Raw genomic sequence first — 15,382 nt, 5'->3', positions numbered from 1 at the left:
TTGACCCTCGTAGGAGCCGGCAAGCCGGCTCCTACAGGTTCGGTGTCAGGCCGAGGAACCGGGTGAGTTCCTCGCGCTTGGCCAGCGCATCCTTGCGCCCCAACTCGATCAACTCGCTGCAATACCCCGCCTCGAACAGCAAGTAACTCAATACCCCTGCCCCACTCGTCTTGGTCGCCCCCGGCCCACGCAAAAACAAGCGCAATGCCGCCGGCAATTCCTGACGGTGCCGCGCGGCGATTTCATCGATCGGCTGGCTAGGTGCAATCACCAGCACGTCCACCGCCGCCACACCAGGCGCGGCATGGCTGAACTGATTCAAGCGCTCCAGCAACTCGATATCGCTTTCCAGGCTGTCAATGAAGGTGCTGTTGAGCATATGCCCGCCGATCTGTGCCAAGGTCGGCTCTTGGCCGGTGTAGGTACGTTGCGTCGCGGGTTCATTGCCGCGTGGGTTGCCGCTGACGCCAACCACCAACACGCGACTGGCCCCCAGGTGCAACGCCGGACTGATGGGCGCCGACTGCCGTACGGCGCCGTCGCCGAAATACTCCTGGTCGAGTTTGACCGGCGCAAACAGCAAGGGAATCGCTGAACTGGCCAGCAGGTGTTCAACCGTGAGTTGCGTGGGCATGCCGATGCGACGATGGCGCAACCAGGCGTCGATGGTGCCGCCGCCCTGGTAGAAGGTCACTGCGTGGCCGGACTCGTAACCGAAGGCCGTGACCGCCACCGCGTGCAGATGCTTATTGCGAATGGCTTCATCGATGCCGGGCAAGTGCAGCTTGTCTTTGAGCAGCGCTTTGAGGGGCGTGCTGTCGAGCAGCGCCACCGGCACCTGAGCGCCCAGGCCCAGGAGGCTGTGGATCAAGAAACGGCTGGCCTGGCGGATCACCCCCGGCCAATCACTGCGCAGCACCAGATGGCTACGGAAGCCCTGCCAGAAAGCGGTAAGACGTTGTATCGCGGCCCTGAAGTCCGTGGCGCCACTGGCCAGGCTCACCGCATTGATCGCGCCGGCCGAGGTGCCGACAATCACCGGGAAAGGGTTGGGTGCGCCCGGCGGCAACAGTTCGGCAATTGCCGCCAATACCCCCACTTGATACGCCGCTCGCGCCCCGCCGCCGGAAAGAATCAAGCCTGTAACCGGTTCAGCTGGGCGCATTGCGTCACTCCATGTGGGGAAATGTCTGTCTTATCGGCGGCGTTTTTCGTACAGCTTAGGCTCACCCGGTGGCCGGCTCTTGAAGCGGCGATGGGTCCACAGGTATTGCTCAGGGCATTCACGTACCGAAGCTTCGACCCATTGGTTGATGCGCAGGCAGTCGACTTCATCGCTCTCGCCAGGGAAGTCAGTCAGCGGCGGATGAATCACCAGGCGGTAACCGCTGCCATCGGCCAGGCGCTGCTGGGTGAACGGCACCACCAATGCCTTGCCCAGCTTGGCGAACTTGCTGGTGGCCGGCACGGTGGCGGCCTGGATACCGAACAGCGGCACGAAGATACTTTGCTTGGCGCCGTAGTCCTGGTCCGGCGCGTACCAGATGGCCCGGCCGGCGCGCAGCAGCTTGAGCATGCCGCGCACGTCTTCGCGCTCCACGGCCAGGGAATCGAGGTTGTGGCGCTCGCGGCCACGGCGCTGTATGTAGTCGAACAATGGGTTGCCGTGCTCGCGGTACATGCCATCGATGGTGTGCTTTTGCCCCAGCAACGCCGCGCCGATTTCCAGGGTAGTGAAGTGCAGGGCCATGAGGATCACGCCCTTGCCATCCAGCTGGGCTTGCTTGAGGTGTTCCAGGCCCTCGACGTGGGCCAGGCGCGCCAGGCGCTGGCGCGACCACCACCAGCTCATGGCCATCTCAAAGAAGGCGATGCCAGTGGAGGCGAAATTTTCCTTGAGCAGCTGTTTGCGCTCTTTGGCGGATTTTTCCGGGAAGCACAGTTCCAGGTTGCGCGCGGCAATGCGGCGACGCTCGCCGGCCACACGGTACATGCCGGCGCCCAGCAGGCGACCAATGGTCAGCAGCGCGCGATACGGCAGTTGAGTGACCAGCCACAACAGGCCGAGCCCCAGCCATAACAGCCAGAAACGCGGGTGAAGAAATACAGCTCGAAAACGCGGGCGATCCATTACAGATTCCGGTAAAGACAAGGGCCGCGCATTCTACAACGGTTCGACTCGGCTTGCGGCGGGTGAGTGTTCTCGTTATAAGTCTCGACACTTTTCGTGACAAGCCGCTTTTGCCGACCATGAGCCAAACCGAACCGCTAGACCAAGATCCCGTGTTCCAGCTGAAAGGCAGCATGCTCGCCATCACCGTGCTGGAACTCGCCCGTAACGACCTCGACGCCCTGGACCGTCAGCTCGCCGCCAAGGTCGCCCTGGCGCCGAATTTCTTCAACAATGCCCCGCTGGTACTGGCGCTGGACAAACTGCCGGCCGGCCAAGGCAGCATCGACCTGCCCGGTCTGATGCGCGTGTGCCGCTCCCATGGCCTACGTACCCTGGCAATCCGCGCCAGCCGTATTGAAGACATTGCCGCTGCAATCGCCATTGAACTGCCAGTACTGCCACCGTCCGGCGCGCGCGAGCGTCCGCTTGAACCATTGGTCGGTGAAGAGAAGAAAAAACCGGAAAAACCACCCGAGCCTACGATCAAGCCTACAAAGATCATCACCTCGCCCGTACGCGGCGGACAGCAGATTTACGCCCAGGGTGGCGACTTGGTGGTGATCTCTTCGGTCAGCCCGGGGGCGGAACTTCTTGCCGATGGCAACATCCATGTATACGGCCCGATGCGCGGACGTGCCCTCGCCGGCATCAAGGGTGATACCAAGGCCCGTATTTTTTGCCAGCAGTTGACCGCTGAGCTAGTGTCCATCGCAGGCCAGTACAAGGTTTCAGAAGATTTGCGCCGTGATCCGCTGTGGGGGGCTTCGGTGCAGGTCAACCTGTCGGGCGATGTGTTGAACATCATCCGTCTTTAACGGATACTGCCGCATTTTCCAAGCATCTCTAGACTCTGATAGCACAGCGAAACCGGCATTACTTATGTAGGAATATTTTTTTCCTACAAGGCTGTCCGCCTGCAGCGAGTTCCAAGAGATGTTTTTCAGGGACCGAAACGTCCTTCTTCCTTAGGGGTGAAACACCTTGGCCAAGATTCTCGTGGTTACATCCGGCAAGGGTGGTGTGGGTAAGACCACCACCAGCGCCGCTATCGGTACCGGTCTCGCTCTGCGCGGCCACAAGACAGTTATTGTCGACTTCGACGTCGGCTTGCGTAACCTCGACCTGATCATGGGTTGCGAACGCCGCGTGGTGTATGACTTCGTCAACGTGGTCAACGGTGAAGCCAACCTGCAACAGGCCCTGATCAAGGACAAGCGCCTTGAGAACCTGTACGTGCTGGCCGCCAGCCAGACCCGTGACAAAGACGCGCTGACCAAAGAAGGCGTAGGCAAAGTCCTGGCCGAGCTGAAGGAAACCTTCGAATACGTGGTCTGCGATTCGCCGGCCGGTATCGAGACCGGTGCTCACCTGGCGATGTACTTCGCCGATGAAGCCATCGTCGTGACCAACCCGGAAGTCTCCTCCGTACGTGACTCGGACCGCATGCTGGGCCTGCTGGCCAGCAAATCCAAGCGCGCCGAAGAAGGCCAGGACCCGATCAAGGAGCACTTGCTGCTCACCCGTTACAACCCTGAGCGCGTCAGCAACGGCGAAATGCTCGGTGTTGAAGACGTGAAGGAAATCCTCGCAGTGACCCTGCTGGGCGTGATCCCAGAATCCCAGGCCGTCCTGAAGGCTTCCAACCAGGGTGTTCCGGTGATTCTTGACGACCAGAGCGACGCCGGCCAGGCGTACAGCGATGCAGTGGATCGCCTGCTGGGCAAGACCGTGGAACACCGCTTCCTCGATGTCAAGAAGAAGGGATTCTTCGAGCGTATCTTTGGAGGCAACTAAACAATGAAATTTCTCGACTTCTTTCGCGCCAACAAAAAGCCTACGACCGCGTCGGTAGCGAAAGAGCGTCTACAGATCATCGTGGCGCACGAACGCGGCCAACGCAGCACGCCGGACTACCTGCCAGCCTTGCAGAAGGAACTGGTTGAGGTGATCCGCAAGTACGTCAATATCGGCAACGATGACGTGCATGTCGCTCTGGAAAATGACGGCAGCTGCTCGATTCTGGAACTCAATATCACCCTGCCTGATCGTTGATCGAACAGGCGGTCGCCACGGCGGCTCACACACCTTGATCCCTTTTCGGGAATCGGGTGGGCGAGCCGCCGTTGGCGTTTGTTACGAGGCTGTTTAATGCCGCTGTCCAACATCCATATCCTCTATCAGGACGACGCTGTCCTGGTGGTGAACAAGCCCACCCTGCTGCTCTCGGTGCCTGGCCGCGCCGACGACAACAAGGACTGCCTGATCACCCGCCTGCAGGAAAACGGCTATCCCGAAGCCCGCATCGTCCATCGCCTGGACTGGGAAACCTCCGGCATCATCCTGCTGGCCCGTGACGCCGACACCCACCGCGAACTGTCCCGCCAGTTTCACGACCGTGAAACCGAAAAGGCCTACACCGCCCTGGCCTGGGGCCAACCGGAACTGGACAGCGGCAGCATCGACTTGCCTTTGCGCTACGACCCGCCAACCAAACCACGGCATGTGGTGGACCACGAATTCGGCAAGCATGCGCTGACCTTCTGGAAAGTACTGGAACGGTGTGGCGACTGGTGCCGTGTGGAGCTGACGCCGATCACCGGGCGTTCGCACCAGTTGCGTGTGCATATGCTGTCCATCGGGCATCCGTTGCTGGGTGATGGCTTGTATGCCCATGAACAAGCGTTGGCTGCCTGGCCGCGGCTGTGCCTGCATGCAAGCATGCTCAGTTTCACCCATCCACAAAGCGGCGAGCGCTTGCGCTTTGAGTGCCCTGCCCCCTTTTAAGCTGCGAACACGGGTAAATGTGGGAGGGGGCTTGCCCCCGATGGCGGAGTGTCAGTCACTGTATTTGCTCACTGACACACCGCAATCGGGAGCAAGCCCCCTCCCACATTTGTTCTGTGCACTTCTTGCCATCGAACGGTAAACTCCGCGCATTGCTGTCTGGAGCTATTTATGCGCGAAGCGTTGAATCAAGGCCTGATCGACTTCCTCAAGGTCTCCCCTACTCCTTTTCATGCCACTGCCGCCCTGGCCCAGCGCCTGGAAGCGGCCGGTTATCAGCGTCTCGATGAGCGCGAAACCTGGACCACCGAGGCCAACGGTCGCTATTACGTGACCCGCAACGATTCCTCGATCATCGCCTTCAAGCTCGGCCGTCATTCGCCGCTGCAGGGCGGTATCCGCCTGGTCGGCGCCCACACCGACAGTCCGTGCCTGCGGGTCAAGCCCCAGCCGGAACTGCAACGCCAGGGTTTCTGGCAACTGGGCGTGGAAGTCTATGGCGGCGCACTGCTGGCGCCATGGTTCGACCGCGACCTGTCCCTGGCCGGCCGCGTGACGTTCCGCCGCGACGGCAAGGTCGAAAGCCAGTTGATCGACTTCAAGCTGCCTATCGCTATCATCCCCAACCTGGCCATTCACCTAAACCGTGAAGCCAACCAGGGCTGGGCGATCAATGCCCAGACTGAGCTGCCACCCATCCTCGCGCAATTTGCCGGGGACGAGCGCGTGGACTTCCGTGCCGTGCTCACCGAGCAGCTTGCACGCGAACATGGTTTGAACGCCGACGTGGTGCTCGACTACGAGCTGAGCTTCTACGACACCCAAAGCGCTGCAGTCATCGGCCTGAACGGCGACTTCATCGCCGGTGCACGCCTGGACAACCTGCTGTCCTGCTATGCCGGCCTGCAAGCCTTGCTCACCAGCGACAGCGAAGAAACCTGCGTGCTGGTGTGCAACGACCACGAAGAAGTCGGTTCCTGCTCGGCGTGCGGTGCCGATGGCCCGATGCTGGAACAGACCCTGCGTCGCTTGTTGCCGGAAGGTGATGAATTCGTACGTACCATTCAGAAATCCCTGCTGGTGTCGGCGGACAACGCCCACGGCGTACACCCGAACTACGCCGAGAAGCATGACGCCAACCACGGTCCCAAGCTCAACGCCGGCCCGGTGATCAAGGTCAACAGCAACCAGCGCTACGCCACCAACAGCGAAACCGCCGGGTTTTTCCGCCACCTGTGCATGGCCCAGGAAGTACCGGTGCAGAGCTTCGTGGTACGCAGCGACATGGGCTGCGGCTCCACCATTGGCCCGATCACCGCTAGCCACCTGGGCGTGCGCACCGTGGACATCGGCCTGCCGACGTTTGCCATGCACTCCATTCGTGAGCTGTGCGGCAGCCATGACCTGGCGCATCTGGTGAAGGTGCTGGGCGCGTTCTACGCGAGCCACGACTTGCCCTGAGACCGAGGCGCGGCCATCGCGGGCAAGCCCGCTCCCACAGGGGAATGCATTTCAACTGTGAGAGCGGGCTTGCCCGCGATGACGATTGCAGATACCCACCACGCTATCTGACTCACATCAATTCCATTTCCCGTAATCGCGCCTAGACTTGTCAGTATTCCCACTCCGACAAGGCCGTCGCACCATGATCTCCATGTCCTCCTTCCACGCCATGCTTATCCCGATCCTGATCGGCATGATCATGCTTGCCGTAGGCTTCAACTTCCGTGACAAGCCACTCGGCGTGTTTGGCATGTGGATCGGCATGCTGCTGATTCTCGGCACCGTGGTGTACAAGATCCTCGCAAAACTGGCTGAATAACGATTGCGCTCGTACACTCGGTCAACTCGTCGTTTCCAAGGTTGACCGCCTCGTGATTTCCCGTCTGTTTGCCCTGCCCTGCTATTGCTTGATCGCCCTGCTGACGCTGCTGCCGCTGACGCCTGCCCACGCCGTGGGCTTGCCCGGCCTGCTCGGCAACACCAACAAGACCCAGCCCCAGGCCCAAGTGCCGTTGGGGCAGTCATTGGACGAAGTGATCAAGACCCTGGAAAACGACCAGCAACGCACCCAGTTGCTGAGTGACCTGAAAAAGCTGCGTGAAGCCACGAAAAAAGCCCAACCGGCCGCCGAAGAAGGCGTGCTGGGGTTGATCGGCGGCACCCTGGCCAACCTGGAATCACAGTTTTCCGGGGCCGACAGCCCGCTGGGGCGCTGGTCCAATGAAGTCGACCTGGCCAAGGAAGAACTCAGTGCGCTGATGTTGCCGGCCAACGAATGGCTGCCGATCATTTTCGGTTTTGCTTTGATCCTTGCGGTATGGAGCCTGCTCGCTGCCGCGCTGATCTGGCTCAGCCACCGCGTACGCGAACGCTTCGGCCTGCCTGAAGAGTTGCCGCAACACCCACGCACCTGGGACATGGTGCGTTTCGCCCTGCGTAAACTCGGCCCATGGCTGATCGCCCTGGTGATCACGGTGTACCTGAGCTATGCGCTGCCCTCGTCCCTGGGCAAATCCTTGGCGATGGTATTGGCCTATGCGCTGGTGGTAGGCACCTGTTTCTCGGCGATCTGCGTGATTGCATTTTCCGTGCTCGACGGTCCGCATCGCCATCGCGCGCTGTACATCCTGCGTCATCAGGCTTTCCGCCCGTTGTGGTGGATCGGCAGCTTCGCCGCCTTCGGTGAAGCCTTGAGCGACCCACGGTTGGTCACGGCGCTTGGACAGCACTTGTCCCATACCGCCGCGACCGTCGCCAATGTGATGGCGGCGCTGTCGACCGGGGTGTTCATCCTGCGTTTCCGCCGGCCCATCGCCCACCTGATCCGCAACCAGCCACTGTCGCGCCGCCTCACACGCCGTGCCCTCAGTGACACTATCGAAATCATCGGTTCCTTCTGGTACATCCCGGCGTTGTTGTTGGTGGGCATCTCGCTGTTCGCCACCTTCGTCTCGGCGGGCGATACCAGCACGGCATTGCGCCAGTCGCTGCTGTGCACGGTGCTGCTGGTACTGTGCATGGTGATCAACGGCCTGGTACGCCGTCACGCCCTCAAGCCGCAGCGCGGGCACAAGCGGCATGCGCTGTATTCCGAACGCCTGAAAAGCTTTGTCTACACCCTGGCCCACCTGGTGGTATGGCTGGCGTTTATCGAGTTGGGCTTGCGGGTGTGGGGCCTGTCACTGATCCGCTTTACCGAAGGCGATGGCCATGAAGTCAGCGTCAAGCTGTTTGGGCTGGCAGGGACCTTGCTGTTTGCCTGGTTGATCTGGATCCTCAGCGACACCGCGATCCACCACGCCCTCACCCGCTCGCGCAAGGGCCTGGCCAATGCCCGTGCGCAGACCATGATGCCGTTGATCCGTAACGTGCTGTTCGTGACCATCTTCATCATCGCGGCCATCGTCGCCCTGGCGAACATGGGCATGAACGTCACGCCATTGCTGGCCGGTGCCGGTGTGATCGGCCTGGCTATCGGTTTCGGCGCACAGTCCCTGGTGGCGGACTTGATCACCGGCCTGTTCATCATCATCGAAGACTCCCTGGCCATCGATGACTACGTGGACGTCGGCGGCCACCTTGGCACCGTCGAAGGCCTGACCATCCGCACGGTGCGCCTGCGTGACATCGACGGTATCGTGCACACCATCCCGTTCAGTGAGATCAAGAGCATCAAGAACTACTCACGGGAGTTCGGCTACGCGATCTTCCGGGTGGCGATCCCCTACAACATGGAGATCGACGACGCCATCAAGCTGATGCGCGATGTCGGCCAGAAAATGCGCAACGACCCCTTGCAGCGCCGCAATATCTGGTCGCCGTTGGAGATTCAAGGCGTGGAGAGTTTCGAGTCGGGCAGCGCGATTCTGCGCGCGCGCTTCAAGACCGCGCCGATCAAGCAGTGGGAAGTGTCGCGGGCGTTCAACCTGTCCCTCAAGCGTCATCTGGATGAAGCCGGGCTGGACCTGGCCACGCCGCGCTTGAGTGTGCAGGTAGTGACCGCCGGCACTGTGCAGGAGAAAGATCAACAACAATAAACTCAGGAGAGGTCCTTATGCGTTTAACCGGTCTGACACCCCCATGGGTTTTCGGCGTGCTGTGCGGGGTTGCCAGCAGTGCCGCGATAGCCGCCAGCAGCGGCCAGGACAGTGCCCGTGAGGAAATCGCCGCCCAGGCAAAAGCCCTTGAACCGGCGATGCTGGAAACCCGACGCGACATCCACGCCCACCCGGAACTGGGCAACACGGAAACGCGCACGGCCGAGTTGGTCGCAAAACAACTGCGCGACCTGGGCCTTGAGGTGAAAACCGGCGTCGCCCGTACGGGCGTCGTTGCGGTGCTAAAAGGCGCCCTGCCCGGCCCCACCGTCGCCCTGCGCGCCGACATGGATGCACTGCCGGTGAAGGAAGTCGCCGACCTGCCCTTCGCCTCCAAAGCCAAAGGCACCTACCTGGGCAAGGAGGTTGACGTGATGCACGCCTGCGGCCACGACGCCCACGTCGCCATCCTGCTAAGCACTGCGAAGATTCTGACCGGCATGCGCGAGCGCCTGCCGGGCACCGTGGAGTTCTATTTCCAACCGGCCGAGGAAGGCCCGAGCGACTTCATCCCCGACGGCAAAAACACCTGGGGCGCCAAAATGATGGTGCAGGAAGGCGTGATGCAGTCGCCCAAGCCGGACGCGGTGTTCGGTCTGCATGTGTGGGCGGGTGTGCCCGCCGGTCAGATTGCCTACCGTTCGGGACCGACCCTGGCGAGTTCGGATGACTTGCGCATCAAAATCCTTGGCAAACAGACCCACGCCGGTCGCCCTTGGGATGGCATCGACCCGATCACCGTGGGCGCGCAGACCATTGTCGGCCTACAGACCGTGGTCAGCCGCCGCACCGATATCTCGTCATTCCCGTCGGTGGTGAGCATTGGCACCATCAATGGCGGCACGCGTTACAACATCATTCCGGAGTCGATGGACATGAGCGGCACCATTCGCTCGTACGACTACGGCATCCGCCAGAAACTGCACGCGGATGTACGGCAGACCGTGGAGAAAATCGCCGAAAGCGGTGGCGCCAAGGCCGAAGTCACCATCATCGAGAAATACGATCCCACCATCAACAACCCGGCGCTGACCGAGAAAATGCTGCCAAGCCTGCGCTGGGCGGCCAAGGATGACGTGGTGCAGGGCCCGCTGGTGGGCGGTGCCGAGGACTTCTCGTTTTATGCCAAGGAGGCACCGGGGCTGTTTGTGTTCCTGGGGGTGACGCCGAGGGATCAGGACATGAGCAAGGCGGCGCCGAACCACAATCCGGGGTTCTTCGTGGACGAGTCGGCGTTGGTGGTGGGGGTGAGGACGCTGGCGTCGTTGGCGACGGATTACCTGTACGCCCGCCAACCTCAATAACCCACCTTCCTGTAGGAGCGAGTTTGCTCGCAAAGAACGTTAACGAAAACGCGGGCATGCTGAGTGCCCGCGGTGCCCTTGCGATTTTCGCGAGCAAGCTCGCGCCTACAGAGCGTCTGGGTGGATCAGCCCGCGACCGCGGCCCCGTCCATCTTCTGGCGCAAGCTCAACGGGCGCATATCCGTCCAGACTTCTTCGATGTAGGCCAGGCATTCTTTCTTCATGCCGCTCTTGCCCACCGTCCGCCAGCCTTCCGGCACGGCCTTGTAATCGGGCCAGATGGAATACTGTTCTTCGTGGTTGACCACTACCTGAAACAGGATGTCGTCGCGGTCAAATACTGAGGTCATTGCTGTTCTCCATCGCTGAAAGCCTGGCTGCGCACCGCGCGCAGCACTGATATCTGTAGAAACGTACCAAGCGTGCAAAAAATTAGAGGCTGGCGACCGCCGCTGCCAACGCACGCCCAAAGATGTCCGCCACGAGGTCGACTTCAACGGCAGTGATCACCAGCGGCGGCAGGAAACGCACCACGCTGCCGTGTCGCCCACCCAGTTCCAGGATCAGGCCACGCTTGAGGCATTCACGCTGCACCAGCGGCGCCAATTGGCGATGCACGGGTGGGTGGCCCTGGACATCCAGCGTGCCATTCGGGTCCACCAGTTCCACACCGAGCATCAACCCGCGACCGCGGATATCCCCCAGGTGCGGGAAGTCGCGCTGCAGGATGCGCAGGTGTTCGCCCAGGCGTTCGCCCATCGCGGCCGCGTGACCGGCCAGGTCGTGGTCCTTGAGGTAGCGCATCACCGCCGAACCCGCCGCCATCGCCATCTGATTGCCACGAAAGGTGCCGGCATGGGCGCCCGGCAACCAGGTGTCGAGCCAGTCGCGATACACCACCACCGCCAGTGGCAGGCTGCCACCAATGGCCTTGGACATCACCACCACATCCGGAATGATGCCGGCGTGTTCGAAGGCAAACAGCTTGCCGGTGCGGCCAAAACCACTTTGGATTTCATCCACGATCAGCGCCACGCCCGCCTGTTCGGTGATTCGGCGCAGACCGCGCAGCCAGTCGAGATCAGCTGGAATCACACCGCCCTCGCCCTGCACCACTTCGACAATCACCGCCGCCGGCAGCAAAACGCCCGCCTCGGGATCATTCAGCAGGTTGTCCAGGTAATGCAGGTTGACCCGCACGCCTTCCGCGCCCCCCAGGCCGAACGGGCAACGGTAGTCGTAGGGGTACGGCAAAAACTGCACGCCATTACCGAGCAAGGCACCCAAAGGCTTCTTTGGCCCCAGGCTACCCATCAGGCTCAAGGCGCCCTGGCTCATGCCGTGGTAACCGCCCTGGAAAGACAACACCGTGCTGCGCCCGGTGGCAGTGCGCACCAACTTCAATGCGGCTTCCACCGCATCGGTGCCGGTGGGACCACAGAACTGGATTTTCGCTTCCCGCGCCAACGCTGGCGGCAACAGGCCGAACAGGTCCTGTACGAATTGATCCTTGACCGGCGTCGTCAGGTCCAGGGTGTGCAGTGGCAACTCATCAGCCAGTACCTGCTGGATTGCCTCGATCACCACCGGGTGGTTATGCCCCAGCGCCAACGTGCCCGCACCGGCCAGGCAGTCGATGAAACGGCGGCCTTCCACATCTTCAACGTAGAGGCCCTTGGCGCGCTTGAGCGCCAGGGGGATACGCCGAGGGTAGCTGCGGGCATTGGATTCCTGCTGGCGCTGACGGGCGAGCAGCGGGGTTTCGTCGAACTGGTAAAGCGTTTCATGCACCTGGACGTCTTCGATACGGCTGGTAGCGACTGACATTTCTCGATCCCTCAATACGCTGATGATGGTGACCAAACTGCCGATCCGCTGGCGTCTGGCCCAAGGGGCATGCGCACGGATTTCCTGTTCTGGAAACGCACCAGCATCAGGAGGATTTACTCCTCCGGTCGCGAAATACCGTCAACCACACAACCCCAGATACTTTTCATTCAACGCATAAAGAATCGCGCAGGTCTGCGCGTCCAGGGACCCCGAGTAATCCCGTGGGCGAAAGTGCATCTGAAACGCCCGCGTGCGCTGTTCAAACCCCTGCCGATTCTTCGCAGGCGCATACCCATAGCGCTGAAACGCGCGCTCCACCTCGACTTCCGACGGCAACCCGAGGCAAAAGCGGCGTTGATACATCGCCTGGGTCGCCTCATCAAACCAGGCCCCCACGCCGGCGTCATGCAAACGCCGCCACGGCAGACATGGTCCTGGATCGCTCTTGCGGCTGAACGCAACGTCCGAATGCCCGAGAATGTCGGTAGGCCCAATCTGTGGGTAACGCCCGAGAATGTCGCGCACCAAGGCAATCAACACCTGGGTTTGTTCCTCACCATAGGCTGGAAAGGTGAATACGCCGCCGTCATCCCGTGCCAGGTTGACGATCTCGATGCCGATCGAGCGACTGTTGAGATTGTCGCGCCCCGCCCAGTGGCTCACCCCGGCATGCCAGGCGCGCTTGTCTTCTTCCACCAACCGGAACACCCGCAATTCTTCATAGCCTGCGTCGCGATAGCGGGGATCGTCAGGGTCGGGCAGCAAATAGTGTGCACTCACGCCATCCTGGGTCAGGGTACGCAGGGAGGAGGCAAAAGGGGCCGCGGTGTAATGCAGGATCACCTGCCGCACGGGCTCGCCGTTACGTTCGTTGAAGCCTTTGGCGGGGAAACTGGTATCGATGACCAACATGAGAACCATCCTTTTCAATACAGGCCGAGTCGTTCAGCCCGTTCAAGCGCAAAAAAATTACCGCCATCCTGAAGGCTTGATCCTCAAGAGGGCGGTAACTATGTGGCGCGTGAAAGAAAAGTGATCAGCGTCGCAGCGGCATCCCCAGGTCGACGCGCAGGCCATCCGGCTGGCTGTCGAACTTCAACGAGCAAGAACAGCGCTGCACAATCGCTTGCACAATCGCCAGGCCCAGGCCGCAGCCTTCGCTGTTGCCATTGCGCCAGAAGCGCTGGGTCAGGTATTGCAGGTCCTCCGGCGAAATCTGCTTGCCGTGGTCACGCACGCGAAACACGACGTTATCGGCGTCGGTCGTCACGCTGAGCGCCACCCGCGTGTTCGCCGGCGTGTGGCGCAGTGCGTTGTCCAGCAGGTTGCGCAGGGCTGCGACCGCCAGGCCCACTGGCATTTCCACCGGGGTAGCCGAAAGGTTTTCCGGCAGGATCAGGTCGATGCGCGTGTTATCACCGGCATTGGCATCCTGGATGGCCAGCCGTGCCACGTCCTCGGCACTGGAGTGCATACCATCGTCAAATGAGAGGTTGCCTTCTACCCGCGCCAGCAACAGCAATTGCTCCAGGGTGCGGTGCAGGCGGTCCGCGCCTTCCTCGGCGTGGGCGAGGGATTGGTCGCGGGCTGCGCCGTCGGTCATGCGCGCCACTTGCAGGTGGGTCTTGATCGCCGTCAGCGGGCTGCGCAGCTCGTGGGCGGCGTCGCCGGTGAGGCGACGTTCACGCTCGATGGTTTTGGCGATGCGTTGCAACAATTGGTTCTGGGTGTCGAGCAGCGGCTTGAGTTCGCTGGGCAACGGGTGGATCTGCAGCGGTTCAAGGGAGTCGGCACTGCGCCGCATCAAGGCGTCACGCATGCGGTTGAGCGGTACCAGGCTCTGACCGATGCCCAGCCACAACAGGCACAGGCAGCCGAGCATGGCAACGCCCACTGGCACCGAAGCGGCCAGCAGGATCGACAGGTTCAAAGCCTCACGTTCGACTTGACGGTCGGCCGTGGTGATCAACAGGTCGCCACGGGAAAGCGTGAAGCTGCGCCAGTTCACACCATCGATCAGCTGATCACGAAAACCACTCTGGCGCGATTCCAGGCCTTCATCCGGCGTGGCATGGCTGCGCGCCAACACTTCGCCGCGCAAGGAGCTGACCTGGCACGCCATGCCGCCCGGCACATTCAGCTGTGCCCCATGAAAATGCGCACCACCGCTCACACTGGCCAGGCCCGGCATCTGCTCGGTCAGCCCCGCCACCATGCGCGCCGACGCCACCAGGCGTTGATCGAGGGAGAACATCATCTGGTTACGCAGATCGTTGAGCATCCAGGCCGCCGCCAGGGCCCAGATCAACACAAAAGCAGCGCCCAGCTTGAATGTCAGGCGCAGGCGCAGGCTTTTCACGATGCGTCCTCGCCCCCGTCCGCCGGGCCCAGACGATAGCCGAGACCGCGCACGGTCTCGACAATGCCATTGCCCAATTTGCGTCGCAGGTGGTGGATATGCACGTTGAGGGCGTTGCTTTCCAACTCGTCGTTGAAGCCGTAGACGCTGTCCTTGAGTTGCTCGCTGGACAGCACCCGACCTTTGTTGTGCAGCAGGGCTTGCAACAGCGCCTGTTCGCGGCGCGACAGGTCTACCGGCTCGCCCCCCAGGAAAGTCTCACGGCTGCTGGGGTCGTAGGCCAGTCGGCCATGCTCGATCAGGTTGACGCTGCGCCCCGCCACCCGGCGCAGCAGGGTTTGCAGGCGCGCGGCGAGTTCGCGCAGGTCGAAGGGTTTGAGCAGGTAGTCATCGGCGCCGGCTTGCAGGCCGTCGACGCGGTTGGTTACCGAATCGCGCGCGGTGAGGATCAGCACCGGGATTTCCAGGCCCTGGCTGCGCTGTTGCTGCAGCAGCTTGAGGCCGTCTTCGTCCGGCAGGCCGAGGTCGAGCACCATGATGTCGAACGTGGCCGCCCTGAGCATCGCGCGCGCGGCACCGGCCGAGGCCACACGCTCCACGGTAAAACCTTGCGCGGTCAGGCCGGCCACGATGCCGCTGGCGATCAGTTCGTCGTCTTCACAGACCAGTACGTGCATGGTGAACCCTTCATAAAAGATCGGGTGATTAAAAGTGCGGCGGATTAAGTGCAGATTATGCCGCTAAACCACCCACACTCAATCTAGAATAGCCTCGGTTAATCATCGGTTAATCAACGCCACACATTGTGTGCCTACTTGCATCGAACTAAGGC

At 61.5% G+C, this 15,382-nt stretch carries 15 protein-coding genes; 8 read left to right on the top strand and 7 right to left on the bottom strand.

Features of this window, described 5'->3' with window-relative positions:
- Positions 1-31 precede the first annotated feature (31 nt).
- Complete coding sequence (locus BMZ57_RS02065) at positions 32-1,165, bottom strand: patatin-like phospholipase family protein (protein WP_021490810.1); 1,134 nt, start codon at positions 1,163-1,165, stop codon at positions 32-34.
- A 30-nt stretch (positions 1,166-1,195) separates the two neighbouring features.
- On the bottom strand, positions 1,196-2,131 hold the full coding sequence (locus tag BMZ57_RS02060; protein ID WP_010208829.1) for a lipid A biosynthesis lauroyl acyltransferase: 936 nt from the start codon (positions 2,129-2,131) through the stop codon (positions 1,196-1,198).
- A 119-nt stretch (positions 2,132-2,250) separates the two neighbouring features.
- Between BMZ57_RS02060 and minC the strand changes: the two genes are divergently transcribed.
- From minC to BMZ57_RS02025, 8 genes are all read left to right on the top strand, one after another.
- On the top strand, positions 2,251-2,988 hold the full coding sequence (minC, locus tag BMZ57_RS02055) for a septum site-determining protein MinC (RefSeq protein WP_010208827.1): 738 nt from the start codon (positions 2,251-2,253) through the stop codon (positions 2,986-2,988).
- A 166-nt stretch (positions 2,989-3,154) separates the two neighbouring features.
- Positions 3,155-3,967 (top strand): septum site-determining protein MinD, encoded by an 813-nt coding sequence (minD, locus tag BMZ57_RS02050; protein ID WP_003175251.1) that lies wholly within the window; start codon positions 3,155-3,157, stop codon positions 3,965-3,967.
- 3 nt (positions 3,968-3,970) lie between these two features.
- Positions 3,971-4,225, top strand: coding sequence for a cell division topological specificity factor MinE (gene minE / locus BMZ57_RS02045; protein ID WP_010208824.1), 255 nt, complete (start codon positions 3,971-3,973; stop codon positions 4,223-4,225).
- A gap of 96 nt (positions 4,226-4,321) precedes the next feature.
- Complete coding sequence (locus BMZ57_RS02040; protein WP_010208822.1) at positions 4,322-4,957, top strand: RluA family pseudouridine synthase; 636 nt, start codon at positions 4,322-4,324, stop codon at positions 4,955-4,957.
- 171 nt (positions 4,958-5,128) lie between these two features.
- Positions 5,129-6,418, top strand: coding sequence for a M18 family aminopeptidase (locus tag BMZ57_RS02035; RefSeq protein WP_010208821.1), 1,290 nt, complete (start codon positions 5,129-5,131; stop codon positions 6,416-6,418).
- Positions 6,419-6,602: 184 nt separating this feature from the next.
- A complete protein-coding gene (locus BMZ57_RS29430; protein ID WP_010208820.1) occupies positions 6,603-6,779 on the top strand; it encodes a hypothetical protein in 177 nt (58 codons plus the stop codon).
- Between the two features lie 52 nt (positions 6,780-6,831).
- Positions 6,832-8,997, top strand: a complete 2,166-nt coding sequence (locus BMZ57_RS02030; protein WP_069672402.1) for a mechanosensitive ion channel family protein — start codon at positions 6,832-6,834, stop codon at positions 8,995-8,997.
- 17 nt (positions 8,998-9,014) lie between these two features.
- Positions 9,015-10,361, top strand: a complete 1,347-nt coding sequence (locus tag BMZ57_RS02025; RefSeq protein WP_010208818.1) for an amidohydrolase — start codon at positions 9,015-9,017, stop codon at positions 10,359-10,361.
- Between the two features lie 125 nt (positions 10,362-10,486).
- Here the strand turns inward: BMZ57_RS02025 and BMZ57_RS02020 are convergent, their stop codons facing one another.
- From BMZ57_RS02020 to BMZ57_RS02000, 5 genes are all read right to left on the bottom strand, one after another.
- A complete protein-coding gene (locus BMZ57_RS02020) occupies positions 10,487-10,711 on the bottom strand; it encodes an MbtH family protein (protein WP_010208817.1) in 225 nt (74 codons plus the stop codon).
- Positions 10,712-10,793: 82 nt separating this feature from the next.
- A complete protein-coding gene (locus BMZ57_RS02015; protein ID WP_010208816.1) occupies positions 10,794-12,188 on the bottom strand; it encodes an aspartate aminotransferase family protein in 1,395 nt (464 codons plus the stop codon).
- A gap of 141 nt (positions 12,189-12,329) precedes the next feature.
- Entirely contained in the window at positions 12,330-13,103 is a 774-nt protein-coding gene (locus BMZ57_RS02010) for an N-acetylmuramoyl-L-alanine amidase (RefSeq protein ID WP_010208815.1), read from the bottom strand.
- Between the two features lie 124 nt (positions 13,104-13,227).
- Positions 13,228-14,550 (bottom strand): ATP-binding protein, encoded by a 1,323-nt coding sequence (locus tag BMZ57_RS02005; protein ID WP_010208814.1) that lies wholly within the window; start codon positions 14,548-14,550, stop codon positions 13,228-13,230.
- On the bottom strand, positions 14,547-15,227 hold the full coding sequence (locus BMZ57_RS02000) for a response regulator (protein ID WP_010208813.1): 681 nt from the start codon (positions 15,225-15,227) through the stop codon (positions 14,547-14,549). Before BMZ57_RS02000 ends, BMZ57_RS02005 begins: the two co-directional genes overlap by 4 nt.
- Positions 15,228-15,382: the final 155 nt, after the last annotated feature.

The sequence above is a fragment of the Pseudomonas simiae genome (genome assembly GCF_900111895.1).
Classification (GTDB): domain Bacteria; phylum Pseudomonadota; class Gammaproteobacteria; order Pseudomonadales; family Pseudomonadaceae; genus Aquipseudomonas; species Aquipseudomonas simiae.
Note: the sequence above shows the minus strand (reverse complement) of the source record. Positions and strands in the feature narration are given on the sequence as shown.

Coding starts and splice junctions, on each gene's coding strand:
- BMZ57_RS02065 (WP_021490810.1), bottom strand. CDS start 1,165: ATGCGCCCAGCTGAACCGGTTACAGGCTTGATTCTTTCCGGCGGCGGG.
- BMZ57_RS02060 (WP_010208829.1), bottom strand. CDS start 2,131: ATGGATCGCCCGCGTTTTCGAGCTGTATTTCTTCACCCGCGTTTCTGG.
- minC (WP_010208827.1), top strand. CDS start 2,251: ATGAGCCAAACCGAACCGCTAGACCAAGATCCCGTGTTCCAGCTGAAA.
- minE (WP_010208824.1), top strand. CDS start 3,971: ATGAAATTTCTCGACTTCTTTCGCGCCAACAAAAAGCCTACGACCGCG.
- BMZ57_RS02040 (WP_010208822.1), top strand. CDS start 4,322: ATGCCGCTGTCCAACATCCATATCCTCTATCAGGACGACGCTGTCCTG.
- BMZ57_RS02035 (WP_010208821.1), top strand. CDS start 5,129: ATGCGCGAAGCGTTGAATCAAGGCCTGATCGACTTCCTCAAGGTCTCC.
- BMZ57_RS29430 (WP_010208820.1), top strand. CDS start 6,603: ATGATCTCCATGTCCTCCTTCCACGCCATGCTTATCCCGATCCTGATC.
- BMZ57_RS02025 (WP_010208818.1), top strand. CDS start 9,015: ATGCGTTTAACCGGTCTGACACCCCCATGGGTTTTCGGCGTGCTGTGC.
- BMZ57_RS02020 (WP_010208817.1), bottom strand. CDS start 10,711: ATGACCTCAGTATTTGACCGCGACGACATCCTGTTTCAGGTAGTGGTC.
- BMZ57_RS02015 (WP_010208816.1), bottom strand. CDS start 12,188: ATGTCAGTCGCTACCAGCCGTATCGAAGACGTCCAGGTGCATGAAACG.
- BMZ57_RS02010 (WP_010208815.1), bottom strand. CDS start 13,103: ATGTTGGTCATCGATACCAGTTTCCCCGCCAAAGGCTTCAACGAACGT.
- BMZ57_RS02000 (WP_010208813.1), bottom strand. CDS start 15,227: ATGCACGTACTGGTCTGTGAAGACGACGAACTGATCGCCAGCGGCATC.